The organism is Aeromonas sp. RU39B (assembly GCF_900156095.1).
GTDB lineage: Bacteria > Pseudomonadota > Gammaproteobacteria > Enterobacterales > Aeromonadaceae > Aeromonas.
Genome location: NZ_FTMJ01000007.1, coordinates 96,244 through 108,948, shown reverse-complemented (window position 1 = coordinate 108,948; position 12,705 = coordinate 96,244). Strand labels below are relative to the sequence as shown.

Genomic DNA, 12,705 nt, shown 5'->3' with positions numbered 1-12,705 from the left:
CGAAACCGACCATCCAGCCGGAAAACGTGACGCCCGACAGCGCCATGTTAATTCGCAACATGAAACAAGCCGTTTTGCCTTTGTCAGCGATTAAACCTCCGGCTTGATCCAGGCACGCTGAAAATCAAACCACCCCAGCGCTGTCATGCGCACACCATGCACGCCCACCCGACTCTCCATCGACAACCAGTGATGAAACAGCGGCATAAACCAGCCCTCATTCTGTAGACGAAGTAGCAGTCTGCGCGGCGAATGTTCTTCATCAGACAAGCTGCGCCAGTCGGTTAACCCGCGCCACAGCCAAGGCTCAGCCGACCAGATCCGATGCAACAGCGGAATCCCCTGCAGCCAGGCATAAGCAGCAAAATCGCGCTCGTGCTCCATGTTGACGGTGCCGAGCCAAAGATCGACATCCTCAGCCTGCCCGCTGGCCCATTCGGCGTAATCCAGCTCACGCAGCTCAAGGGCAATATCAAACTGGCCCAGGCAGGTCACCATCGCCCGAGCCAGCTCCTCGAACTCGAGATGCTGGTTAAAGCAGGCGATCACCAACCGGCCCGGCAGCGCCTCGGGCATGGGAGGCACGGCAAGCTCACCGCCATCGCGCCAGTGAGGCAACAGACCACGTGCCGGCGTCAGCATCTGCTGCATCTGGCGATCAACCCGCCCCAGCAACTCGGCACCATTGAGCCGATAAGCCAACCAGCGGCGCAACACCGGATCCCTCAGCGCCGGCGAACGGCCATCCGCCAGCAGGAAGTAGCAACCTGACTCCAGCTCCGACTCCGCACGCATCTGGCCCAGTTCGGGGCGATCTTGTCCCACCGTCAGTTGATAAGTGAGGCGCTCGGCCAACTCGGGCATCATCCAGATATCGATCTCATCGAGCAGGGCGCGCAAACCGAAATAGTCGTCAAAGGCCTGCAAGCGCAGTCGCCTTGCATCGTTGGTGACCACCCGGTAAGGGCCGCAGCCGATGGGATTGAGCGAGAAGCCAGCCAGACCAGGCCACTCATGCGGCAGAATAACCGCCTGTGGTTCGCATAGCAGTTGTGGCAACCAGGCATCTGCATCACCAAGATGCAGATCGACCGTTCTCGGGTTGATCACCTCGCAGTGCTGCAGATGGTCAAACAGCGGCTCGCAGCGCAGTGCTTCGAGCGACGCCACCACATCCTCGGCGGTGAGCAGGCGGCCATGATGAAAGCGCACCACTGGCCTTAGATAGAAGCGCCAGTGCCGGGGAGTCAGCGCTTCCCAGTGATGTGCCAGATCCGGTTCGACTTCCCCATTTTCCTCATTTCGCCGCACCAGGCCGCTGAAGATCTGCCGCACCAAATGGATCTCGGAGCGGCGCAAAGCGGGTCCCGGTAACAGATGCGGCAAAGGGCGATAGTAGGGCACCCGCAGGATTTGCCGCCCCTCAGCCGTCATGCCGGTACCAACCTGCAACCAGGGGATCAGACGCTCGGCCCGTCCCTCCACCCACTGCATCGCCTGCTCCAATTTGCCTTGGCGGATCAGCTGCAGCAGCTGCTGTTGACGAAAGGCCTGGGGAATATCATGCAGGGTCAAGGTGGCGCGGCGGCCACGTCCGGCGCTCGCTTGCCAGCTCAACCAGCCTTGTTCCTGCATGCGGCCAAGCAGCACTCTGGCATTACGCGGCGTGCAGCAAAGCAGGTCGGCCACCTGGGTGAGTGTCATCTGGCGGCTGCGTTCCGGAAGCTGGGCAGCCAGCCGTTCAAACTGCTGGTAGAGGCGTGTGGTGGGCATAATTGGGGAAATTAATGATTTAACATGGTCAGTTTTTGTCTTCCTATTTTATGACAATACTGTCGCCAGCCAAGAGGAGAAAACACCATGTTACCGACCTACGCCCTGCCTTTCTGGCGCAGCTACTATCGCCGCATCAAGGCCTACCTGCCGGCCTGCCAATCCGATCCTGCGCACTACCTGACCCAGTTAATGCAGTGGGATCTCTCTTTTATCGATGAGCAGACGTATCGACGCAGAACGTAATTGCATTGCCAATCTGTGCAGTTTACAGCGGCCGCGTGGCAGCATAGAGTGGACGTCTATCCGTCCAGAGAATAAGGAATATTCCATGCAAGACGCGACCCTGGCCCTGCACCATGGTTTTAGCAACGATCCGACCACCAAGGCGGTGGCCGTCCCCATTTATCAGACCGTTGCCTACGAATTTGACAGTGCCCAGCACGGAGCCGACCTCTTCAACCTGGCCGTGCCCGGCAACATTTATACCCGGATCATGAATCCGACCAACGATGTGCTGGAGCAGCGTCTGGCTGCACTGGAAGGTGGCGTCGCTGCACTGGCTGTCTCCGCCGGCTCGGCCGCCATCACCTATGCCATTCAAGCGCTGGCGGCGGTGGGTGACAACATTGTCTCCACCCCGCAGCTCTATGGCGGCACCTACACCCTGTTTGCCCACATGCTGCCAAGCCAGGGCATTGAGGTGCGTTTTGCCCGCGATGACAGCGCCGAGGCGATCAGCGAGCTGATCGACGAACGTACCAAGGCGGTTTATTGCGAGAGCATCGGCAACCCGGCTGGCAACATCGTCGATCTGACCGCACTGGCCAACGCCGCCCATGCCAAGGGGGTTCCGCTGATCGTCGATAACACCGTCGCCTCACCGGTGCTGTGCAAACCGATCGCCCACGGTGCCGACATCGTGGTGCACAGCCTGACCAAATACGTTGGCGGCCACGGTAACTCCCTGGGTGGCATCATCGTCGATGGCGGCACTTTCCCCTGGGCCGAGCATGCCGAACGCTTCCCGCAGCTGACCCAGCCCGAACCCTCTTATCACGGAGTGGTCTACACCGAGGCGTTTGGTCCGGCGGCCTTTATCGGCCGGGTGCGTACCGTGCCGCTGCGCAACACTGGCGCCGCGCTCTCGCCGTTCAACGCCTTCCTGATCCTGCAAGGCCTGGAGACCCTGAGCCTGCGCATGGAGCGACATGTGGAGAATGCCCTCAAGGTGGCGACCCACCTCAAGCAGCACCCCAAGGTGGCCTGGGTCAGCTATGCCGGCCTGCCGGAGCACCCGCACCACGCACTGGCCGAACGCTATATGGGCGGACGTCCGTCGGCACTGCTCTCGTTTGGTCTCAAAGAGGGTTATGAGGCCGGCGTGCGCTTTTACGATGCACTGAAGATCTTCAAGCGACTGGTTAACATAGGTGATGCCAAGTCGCTGGCCTGCCACCCGGCATCCACCACCCACCGCCAACTGAGCGAACAGGAGCAGGCCAAGGCCGGGGTCAAGCCGGAGATGATTCGCCTGTCGATAGGAATCGAGGATATCCGCGATCTGTTGGCTGATTTGGATCAGGCGCTCGAAGCCTGAGCGAACAACGCATAGCAAGGCGCCTGCGGGCGCCTGTTTTATTAAGGCCCCATAGGAACCCACAACTAATCAAATAATGAAATAAATCACTAGCAACCGTTTGATCTGGCTAACATTAATCTAAAACGCCGGTTCGTAATATGGGGAGAGCACCACCACGGCAGCAAGGTAAGTCACATGCAGATAAAGAACCTCTCCATCCGGACCAAGACCCTCATTCTCGCCATCATTCCCCTCCTTCTGATGACCCTGACACTCAATATCAGCCTCTGGTTGCGCCAGCAGAGCGCACTGGAACAGCAACTGATCGCGTTTCGTGACCAAGCGCTGGCACAGAAGAAGACCGAGCTGGCCGAACACGTGTTGATGGCGCAGACCGCCATCGCCCATCTCACCCAGAGCAACACACCCGAGGCGCAGTCCGAAGCCAAGCAGATTCTGCGTGCTCTGCGTTATGCCAAGGATGGGTACTTCTATGTCTACGATACTCGTGGCATCAACATTGCCCACGGCATCAAACCGGAACTGGAAGGCAAAGACTTGTCTGGCATGACCGATAGCGCCGGCAACAAGGTGATTCAGGACATCATCAGTGCCGCCCGCTCTGGCGATGGCTACTCGCGCTTTGTCTGGAACAAGCCTTCCAAGGGCAGCGATCAGCCCAAGCTGGGCTACGGCGTCGTGGTGCCACAGTGGAACTGGATCATCGGCACCGGCTTTTATATCGATGATATTGACGATGCGGTGATCGCCGCCCGTGAAGAGGGCGAAACGCAGCTACACCACATGATGCAGACCACTCTGCTCACCTCACTGGCGCTGACACTGCTGGCGATTCTACTCGGCCTGTGGGTTTCGCGGCAGATCACCCGGCCGATCCACACCTTGGTCAGCAGCTTTCATGATCTCTCCCACGGTGAGGGCGATCTGACACGCCGCATAAATCTGAACCAGCACGATGAACTCGGCCAACTGGCTAAAGGGTTCAACGACTTTATCGACAAGATCCACCATCTGGTCGAACAGGTGAGCCAGGCCTCTCACCGGGTCTACCAGTCGGTCGAGGCTCTGCAATCCCAAACTCGCTACTACCTGCAGCAGATGCAGTCACACCACAGCGAGACCGAGCAGGTCGTGACGGCGATGACCGAAATGAGCGCTACCGCCCAGAGCGTCGCCGCTAACGCCGGCGATGCCGCACAAGCCACCAGCAGCGCCGATAACGTGTCGCGCCAGACCCGTTCCGTCGTAGTGCGCGCCACCGATGGCATCCATATGCTGGTGAGCGATCTCAACGGCATCCACGATCAGATTGGCACCCTGACCCGAGAGACCGACCGCATTCAGGATGTGGTGAGCGTCATTGCCGGGATTGCTTCGCAGACCAACCTGTTGGCACTCAACGCCGCCATCGAAGCGGCTCGAGCTGGTGAACAGGGCCGCGGTTTTGCGGTGGTGGCCGATGAGGTGCGCCAGCTCGCTTCACGTACTCAGCAGAGCACGGTAGAGATTGGCAACATGCTGCAAAACCTGCAGGCGATCGTGCATCAGGCGGGCGAAATGATGGAAAGCAGCCAATCGCGCCACGGCGCTACGCTAGCCGAGACCGAGGCGCTAGTGAACAATCTCGATAACATGGGCGCTGCCATTACCACCATCAATGACATGAACCTGCAGATCGCCAGCGCAGCCGAGCAGCAAAATGCGGTGACCGAAGAGATTAACCGCAACCTGGTCGCCATTCAGCAGATCGTTCACACCCTCAATTCGGGTGCCGAAGAGACCCGTAAAACCTGTGACGAACTGGCCAGCTCCGGCTCGCAGCTCAACCTGCTGGTCGAGCGCTTTCAGATATAATCCACCAAAAAGACCAAGGCCGGCATCTAGCCGGCCTTTCCTTTGGCAGCACCGCTACAACGCCTGCTGCAGGATGCGGGCAACTCGCTCGGGGTCGATATCCTTGTGTTCACCTAATGCGGTCAGGCCAAACCGCTTGAGGTTGGAGCACACCGCAGCGATACACCCTTCGTGCAAACCGTAGTCGGTGAGGCGAGTGGCCACCCCCATCTGACGGAAGAAGTTGTCGATACGCAAAATCGCCTCCTCCACCTGCAGGGCGCGATCCTCACGGGCATTCCCCCACACCCGGCGCGCCAGCTGGCAGAGTTTATCCTGCTTGGCATCGGCCATCTCGCGCAGCAGTGACGGCAGTACCACGGCCAGACTCTGGGCGTGATCCAGCCCATACAGGGCGGTCAGCTGATGGCCGATGGCATGGCACGACCAATCCTGCGGCACACCCCGGCCAATCAGGCCGTTCAGTGCCAGGCTGGCGGCCCACATGATATTGGCGCGCACCTCATAATTATCAGGCTCTTTCAGGGCGCGTGGACCATTGTCACGCAGCACCATCAACAGCCCTTCGGCGAGCCGGTCCTGCACGTCACCGCCCACCGGATAGGTCAGATACTGCTCGAGCACATGCACAAACGCATCGACCACCCCGTTCCCAATCTGGCGAGGCGGCAGGCTGAAGGTGACGCTCGGATCGAGCACGGCAAAACGCGGTTGAACCTTGGGCGAGCGAAACGAGAGCTTGGCCTTGCCACGACTGATGACCGACACCGGATTGCTCTCCGAGCCGGTCGCTGGCAGTGTCAGCACACAGCCAAGCGGCAGCGCCGACAGCACCGGCTCCCCCTTGGCCAGCAGATCCCAGGGATCGCTCCCCTCATAGCAGGCGGCGGCAGCCACAAATTTGCCACCGTCGATCACGGAGCCGCCACCCACCGCCAGCACAAAATCGAGCTGCTCACGGCGCACCAGCTCCACCGCTTGCATCAGCTGTTCATATTGCGGATTGGGAGAGACGCCAGGCATGGCTTGCCATTGATGGTTTGCCAGCGCCTGCTGGAGTTGTTCATAGACACCGTTCTGCCTGATGCTGCCGCCACCATAAAGCACCAGAACACGGGCAGTTTGCGGGATCTGATCGGCAATCGTGGCGATCTCTCCCCGGCCAAAGCAGATACGGGTTGGATTGTGAAACTGGAAATTGTGCATAACCATCCCCTGTTTGCGGCTCCCGGGCATTGTGCGACAGCGCACTCGGGGCCTCAAAACAGTGAGTTATAACTCAATTGTCGGTCGCATACCGGGAGGCAGAGCACGGTACGGCACATGGCCGTACCGCGATGCAGCAAGAGAGGATTACTGACGCTTGACCACCAGCGGGCCGAAACTTTGGGCGACGGGCATCACTTCGATGCTGTTGACGTTGAAGTGGGCCGGCTGCTGGCTGATCCACAGCACGGTATTGGCGATATCTTCCGGCTGGATAAACTCCACGCCCTGATACACGGCGGCCGCCTTGGCATCATCGCCGTGAAAGCGCACGTTGGAAAACTCGGTGCCGCCGCACATACCTGGCTCCACGTTGGTCACCCGGATCGGGGTACCGGCCAGATCGGCGCGCAGGTTGAGGCTGAACTGCTTCACAAAGGCCTTGGTCGCGCCATACACATTACCGCCCGGATAGGGATAGGTGCCGGCGATAGAGCCGATGTTGATCACATGGCCACGGCCGCGCTCGACCATGCCGGGCAGCAGCAGGCGGGTCACACGGGCCAGCCCCATGACGTTGGTGGCAATCATCTGTTCCCAGTCTTCCATGCTGGCCTTGTGGGCCGGCTCGAGGCCAAGCGCCAATCCGGCATTGTTGACCAGCAGATCGACCGCCTGCCAGTCGGCGGGCAGAGCGGCGATGGCAGCTTCCGTCGCCGCGCGATCCTGCACATCAAACACCAGTGGCAAAAAGGCGTCGCCCAGCTCGTTTTGCAGCGTCTGTAGCCGCTCGGCACGGCGGCCGCTACCGATCACCTTCCAGCCGTTTGCCACCAGCAGTCGGCTGATGGCCATCCCGAAGCCGGCGCTGGCGCCGGTTACCAATGCAATCATGACAAGCCTCCTTCGCTTGAGAATGGGGTGCTAATCCAGCTCCCGCCCGGTCAGGCGACGCCAGACAAACACCAGCAGATGCATGAGGAATAATCCCCAACCGGACAGGGCAAACAGCGCGCCGACGAGTGCATTAACCGAGGTGTTCGCCCCCTGCCACCACCAGACCAACGTCCCCGCCAGACCAATGAAAAACGTGAGCATGGCGCAGGTTCGGCAGCGGCCGAGCTTGGCCTTGATCCCGTCTAACAGGCAGTCATCGCAGCTCATAGCGTCAACACCCTGCGCTGACCATGATGGCCCTCGCCGTAGTAATCCGGCAGCACAGTGACGCAGGCAAAGCCGAGCTTGTCGTAAAGCGCCAGCCCCTCCGGATTGCGATCGCTCACTTCCAGCCGGATGCTGCGCCACCCCTGGCTGCGCGCCTCACGGATCAACTGCTCAAGCAGCCAGCGCGCCCAACCCACACCGCGAATGCGCCAGTGAATGGCCAGCGTCTGCACCACCACCCGCCGCCACCCCTTGTGCTCAAGCATGCAGAGATAGCCGAGCAGCTCGCCACTGGCATCGAGCAGCAGCCAGGTGCGGCCACTGGAGCGAGCCAGCAGATAGCGCCAACGCTCGAGGCCGAAGGCAATTTCAGGGCTGAACATGTAACGCTCGAGGCGGACGATCGCCGCCAGATCGTCTGGCGTTGCATCACGCAGGGAGAGGTAACGGGGTAGCGCGGCTTGGCTGGGCATCATCAGCACCCAAAAGCGACGTTTGCCACTGGGAGTCCGGTCATCATGGTCACTAATGTAACCCGTATACCGTCCTTGGCGCCACGCTTGAGAGGGGATAAGCGGACTCAGATTTGATAATCGAGCGAGTTTTCGACCGCTCCCATCACCCGCGACTGAATATCGGTCAGCGAAAGGGCAGGATTACACAACTGAATGAACTGCCAGACAAAATTGTGTTGGAACTGTCCCTGCTTGAGGCCCAACCAGGCGGTATGCGGTGCAAACAGGTGACTGCCATCGAGCTGTACCAGACCGCTGTCACGATTGGCATCAAACGCCATGTCGGCCAAGATGCCGACCCCCATATCGAGCTCGACGTAGGTTTTGATAACGTCGGAATCTTGCGCCGTCAGCAGGATTTCCGGCTCGATCCCGGCGTTGGCAAACGCCTCATCGACCCGGGCACGCCCGGTCAAGCCAGACTGATAGGTGATGATCGGCCACTGCGCCAACTGCGCCAACGTCAGATCCGGTTGCCCGGTCAGCGGATGGCCGGCCGGCACCACCACATTGTGGTGCCAACGATAGTAGGGAAACGCCACCACGCCGTCACTGTGATCGAGTCGCTCGCTACTGATCCCGATATCCACTGCACCGGCCTGCAACAGCCGCACGATCTCGTCCGGTCCGCCCTGATGCAACTCCAGCTGCACCTGTGGAAACTGCTCGCGAAATGCCTGAATGACGCGCGGCAGGGCATAGCGCGCCTGAGTATGGGTTGTCGCCACCAGCAGCCGCCCCGACTCGCGGTTGGCAAACGAGCTGGCCAGTTTGCGGATGTTGTGGGCATCACTCAGGATGCGCTCGGCCAGCACCAGCAACTCCTTACCCGGCTCGGTCATTCCGAGCAATCGCTTGCCGTGACGCACAAACAGCGCAATGCCAAGCTCCTCTTCCAGCTCGCGAATATGGCGGCTAACGCCGGACTGTGAGGTGTAGAGCGCATTGGCCACCTCGGTCAGGTTGCAGTCGCGACGTGCGGCCTCGCGGATGATGCGCAGCTGTTGAAAATTCATGATCTCTCCCTAGATCTGATAGTCCGGATAGAACTGGGCCTGTCTGGCGACCAGACGCACTGCCTGCCCCGGTTGCAGGGTGGCGGCTTGCTCCTTGCCGATCTCCGCTTCATACAGGCGGGCGGCCTGAGCACCCTGTCCGCGTAGCTCGACGCGAATTCGGGCACCGACCGGCAGCAGACGAGCAATCACCGCCGGCACGCCTTCCCCTGCACTGCCCGGCGCAATCTCCAGCTCGTGCGGACGCACATAGGCGACCGCCGCACTGCCTGGCGCCAAGGTTTGCGGCACAGCGCCACGGATCAGCTGATCGTCGATCCCCAGCCCCAACTCAGCCACGCGGCCATGGAACAGGTTCACACTGCCGAGGAAACTGTGCACAAAGGGGCTGGCCGGCTGCTCATACACCTCGGCCGGCGAGCCAATCTGCTCGACGCGACCGGCGTTCATCAGCACCACCCGGTCGGCCACTTCGAGCGCCTCTTCCTGATCGTGGGTGACAAACAGACTGGTGACGTGCAGCTCGTCGTGCAGCTCACGCAGCCAGCGGCGTAGCTCTTTGCGCACTTGGGCATCGAGCGCACCAAACGGCTCGTCGAGCAGTAATACCTTGGGTTGCACCGCCAGTGCACGGGCCAGAGCCACCCGCTGGCGTTGTCCACCGGAGAGCTGGGCCGGATAACGACCCGCCACATGACCCAGTTGCACCAGTTCGAGCAGCTCATTGACCCGGCTGCTGATGGTGCGCTCATCCGGCCGCTGACCACGGGGTTTGACCCGCAGACCAAAGGCCACGTTTTCAAACACCGTCATATGGCGAAACAGGGCGTAGTGCTGGAATACAAAGCCGACGTTGCGCTCACGCACATGCAAATCCGAGGCATCTTCGCCGCGAATAATGACGCGCCCGCTATCGGCCTGCTCGAGACCGGCAATGATGCGCAGCAGGGTGGTTTTGCCGCAGCCCGAGGGCCCCAGCAGGGCCACCAGCTCCCCGTCATGGAAGTCGAGATTGATATCCTGCAGGGCGGCGTACTGATTGAAATGCTTGTTAAGTTGCTGAACCTGGATGCTCATGGGGTCCCCTTCACGTCCGCAGGAATATCACTGTTTCTGCCCGGCGCCACGCAGGCGCGAGAGCAGGGTTTCACCGATCAGGGTCACTATGCCGAACAGGGCGAGCAGGCTCGCCACCGCAAAGGCAGCCCCGGTCTGGTACTCGTTGTAGAGAATCTCGATGTGCAGAGGCAGGGTGTTGGTCTCGCCGCGAATATGACCGGATACGACCGACACCGCGCCAAACTCGCCCACCGCTCGGGCCGTGGAGAGCAGCACGCCATACATCAGGCTCCAGCGGATGCCGGGCAGGGTCACCCGCCAGAACATCTGCAAAGCGCTGGCTCCCAGCATCATGGCGGCCTCCTCCTCTTCCGGGCCACGCGCCTCCATCTGCGGCAGCAGCTCACGCACCACAAACGGCACAGTGATAAAGGTGGTGGCCAAAATGATCCCCGGTGTGGCGAAGATGATCTTGATGTCATGCGCGCTCAACCAATCCCCAAACCAGCCGCGACTGCCAAACAGCAGTACGAACATCAATCCGGCGATCACCGGTGAGACCGAAAACGGCAGGTCAATCACAGTGATCAACAGTTGCCGGCCGGGGAAACGAAAGCGGGCAATCGCCCAAGCAGCCGCCAGCCCAAACAGCACGTTGAGCGGCACCGAGCAGAGGGTCACCAATGCGGTCAGGCCGAGCGCGCTGATGGCGTCGGGCTCGCTGATGGCCTCCCAGAAAAAACGCAGCCCCGGCGTGAGCGCCTGTATAAAGACCGTCGCCAGTGGCAACAGCAGCAGCGCTGCAAACCAGCCCAGACCCAGCATGATCAGCAGTACCTTGACCCAGCGTGGCTCGCGGGTCACCACCGGAGCCTGCGCCACCGGAGTTGCGGCAGCCGTGACCGTCAGTGTTATCTCACTCATACCCGGCTTCCTCCAATACGCTGCCAGCTCCAGGCCTGCAGTTGGTTAATCAGCAGCAGCAACAAAAACGACAGGGAGAGCATCACCACCGCGATGGCCGAAGCACCGGCATAGTCGTACTCCTCCAGGTGACTCATGATCATCAGGGGGGCGATCTCCGACACCATCGGTAAGTTTCCGGCAATGAAGATGACCGAGCCGTATTCACCGACAGCGCGGGCAAACGCCAGCGCAAAACCAGTCAGCAGTGCCGGCAGCAAGGTCGGCCACAGCACTCGGCTGAAGGTTTGCCAGCGGTTGGCGCCAAGGCAGGCCGCCGCCTCTTCCTGCTCGGTCTCCAACTCGCGCAGCACCGGTTGCAGGGTGCGCACCACAAACGGCAATCCGATAAAGGTCAGTGCAATCACCACCCCGACCGGGTTGTAAGCCATCTCAATGCCCAGCGGCGCCACCAGCTTGCCAATCCAGCCGTTGGGGGCAAAGATGGCGCACAGGGCGATGCCTGATACGGCGGTTGGCATGGCAAACGGCAGATCGATCAAAGCATCGACCAGACGGCGGCCGGGGAAGGTGTAACGCACCAGCACCCAAGAGAGGATTAACCCAAACAGGGCATTGAGGGTGGCCCCGATAAGGGCGGCGACAAAACTCAGACGAAACGAGGCAACCACCCGTGGCTGGCTCACGGCCTGCCAGAACTCGGCCGCGCTTAAGTGATTGACCGAATAGAGCACCAGTGCCGAGATCGGCAGCAGCACCAGCAATCCCAGATAGGCCAGCGTGAAACCGAGGGTGGGACCCAGTCCCGGAAGTACTGAATAAGAACTGGATCGCATAACGACTCCATTCGTTATAAAAGTTAACACTAATTTTGCGGCGCGGCAGGTGCGATGACAAAGATCGATTCCAGCTTTGCTATTCCACTTTTCTGCTAACGCAGTGCGGACATAAAAAAAGCAGGTCAGCGACCTGCTCTTTTCTCCAATCACTTCTCTTAACCCGTCAGACTGGCTCTCCAGCTACGCTGCTGGCGGTGATGGGAAAAATAGCGATAACGCTGCTGCCGACCATGCAGATCGGCAAGCAGCGCCAATCCATCTCCCCACTCACCGTGACCCGATTCGACGTTGATATGGCCAACGGCTCCTGCATCAAACAGGGGCGTCTGCCACAGCCGACTCCAGCGACTGGCTCGCTCGAAGGACATCCAGGGGTCGCTGCGGCTGGCCACCAACAGCGCCGGCGCGGGCAGCGAACCACTTAAGCGCCGCTCCACAATACCAAAGCGCTCCGGATCGGCCGGTGCCGCCAGAAACAGGGAGGCCACCTTGTCCGGCTGCAACCGACTGGCGGCGACCGCAGTCAACGTGCCAAAGGAGTGGGCTACCAGATGCACCGGCTCCGGACTCTGCGCCAACACATCAGCCAGCCGCTCGCTCCAGATGGTGAGATTGGGCTGATCCCACGGCAGGCCGTCTAAACGTTGCCAAGTGGGAAAACGCTGATGCCACTGGCTCTGCCAGTGTTCCGGACCGCTGTTATGCAGACCGGGAACCAGAAGGACGCGATGCATGGTGTGCCTCCAGAGAAG

The 12,705-nt window shown here is 60.5% G+C and carries 13 protein-coding genes; 3 read left to right on the top strand and 10 right to left on the bottom strand.

Annotated elements, in window-relative coordinates:
• Window positions 1-90: 90 nt before the first annotated feature.
• Entirely contained in the window at window positions 91-1,773 is a 1,683-nt protein-coding gene (gene sgrR / locus BW958_RS11405) for an HTH-type transcriptional regulator SgrR (protein ID WP_076575859.1), read from the bottom strand.
• Between the two features lie 87 nt (window positions 1,774-1,860).
• Between sgrR and BW958_RS20505 the strand changes: the two genes are divergently transcribed.
• The 3 genes from BW958_RS20505 (at window position 1,861) to BW958_RS11395 (ending at window position 5,230) form a co-directional block, all read left to right on the top strand.
• The gene (locus BW958_RS20505) at window positions 1,861-2,019 is read left to right on the top strand and encodes a hypothetical protein (protein WP_179078848.1); all 159 of its coding nucleotides are present in this window, start codon (window positions 1,861-1,863) and stop codon (window positions 2,017-2,019) included.
• 85 nt (window positions 2,020-2,104) lie between these two features.
• Window positions 2,105-3,373, top strand: a complete 1,269-nt coding sequence (locus tag BW958_RS11400; protein WP_076575858.1) for an O-acetylhomoserine aminocarboxypropyltransferase/cysteine synthase family protein — start codon at window positions 2,105-2,107, stop codon at window positions 3,371-3,373.
• Between the two features lie 177 nt (window positions 3,374-3,550).
• On the top strand, window positions 3,551-5,230 hold the full coding sequence (locus tag BW958_RS11395) for a methyl-accepting chemotaxis protein (protein ID WP_076575857.1): 1,680 nt from the start codon (window positions 3,551-3,553) through the stop codon (window positions 5,228-5,230).
• 54 nt (window positions 5,231-5,284) lie between these two features.
• On the opposite strand, the gene BW958_RS11390 is transcribed toward BW958_RS11395, so the two are convergent.
• From BW958_RS11390 to BW958_RS11350, 9 genes are all read right to left on the bottom strand, one after another.
• Complete coding sequence (locus BW958_RS11390) at window positions 5,285-6,436, bottom strand: iron-containing alcohol dehydrogenase (protein WP_076575954.1); 1,152 nt, start codon at window positions 6,434-6,436, stop codon at window positions 5,285-5,287.
• Between the two features lie 147 nt (window positions 6,437-6,583).
• A complete protein-coding gene (locus tag BW958_RS11385; protein WP_076575856.1) occupies window positions 6,584-7,330 on the bottom strand; it encodes an SDR family oxidoreductase in 747 nt (248 codons plus the stop codon).
• A gap of 30 nt (window positions 7,331-7,360) precedes the next feature.
• Window positions 7,361-7,600, bottom strand: coding sequence for a DUF3624 domain-containing protein (locus BW958_RS11380; protein ID WP_076575855.1), 240 nt, complete (start codon window positions 7,598-7,600; stop codon window positions 7,361-7,363).
• Window positions 7,597-8,073: a GNAT family N-acetyltransferase gene (locus BW958_RS11375; RefSeq protein ID WP_143233069.1), complete on the bottom strand. Its 477-nt coding sequence runs from the start codon at window positions 8,071-8,073 to the stop codon at window positions 7,597-7,599. The genes BW958_RS11380 and BW958_RS11375 overlap by 4 nt, the downstream gene beginning before the upstream one ends.
• A 107-nt stretch (window positions 8,074-8,180) precedes the next feature.
• Window positions 8,181-9,131: an HTH-type transcriptional regulator Cbl gene (cbl, locus tag BW958_RS11370; protein WP_076575854.1), complete on the bottom strand. Its 951-nt coding sequence runs from the start codon at window positions 9,129-9,131 to the stop codon at window positions 8,181-8,183.
• 9 nt (window positions 9,132-9,140) lie between these two features.
• Complete coding sequence (locus tag BW958_RS11365) at window positions 9,141-10,208, bottom strand: sulfate/molybdate ABC transporter ATP-binding protein (RefSeq protein WP_076575853.1); 1,068 nt, start codon at window positions 10,206-10,208, stop codon at window positions 9,141-9,143.
• A gap of 27 nt (window positions 10,209-10,235) precedes the next feature.
• Complete coding sequence (gene cysW / locus BW958_RS11360; RefSeq protein WP_076575852.1) at window positions 10,236-11,114, bottom strand: sulfate ABC transporter permease subunit CysW; 879 nt, start codon at window positions 11,112-11,114, stop codon at window positions 10,236-10,238.
• Window positions 11,111-11,950: a sulfate ABC transporter permease subunit CysT gene (cysT, locus tag BW958_RS11355; RefSeq protein WP_076575851.1), complete on the bottom strand. Its 840-nt coding sequence runs from the start codon at window positions 11,948-11,950 to the stop codon at window positions 11,111-11,113. Before cysT ends, cysW begins: the two co-directional genes overlap by 4 nt.
• 158 nt (window positions 11,951-12,108) lie before the next feature.
• Window positions 12,109-12,687 (bottom strand): RBBP9/YdeN family alpha/beta hydrolase, encoded by a 579-nt coding sequence (locus BW958_RS11350; RefSeq protein ID WP_076575850.1) that lies wholly within the window; start codon window positions 12,685-12,687, stop codon window positions 12,109-12,111.
• Window positions 12,688-12,705: the final 18 nt, after the last annotated feature.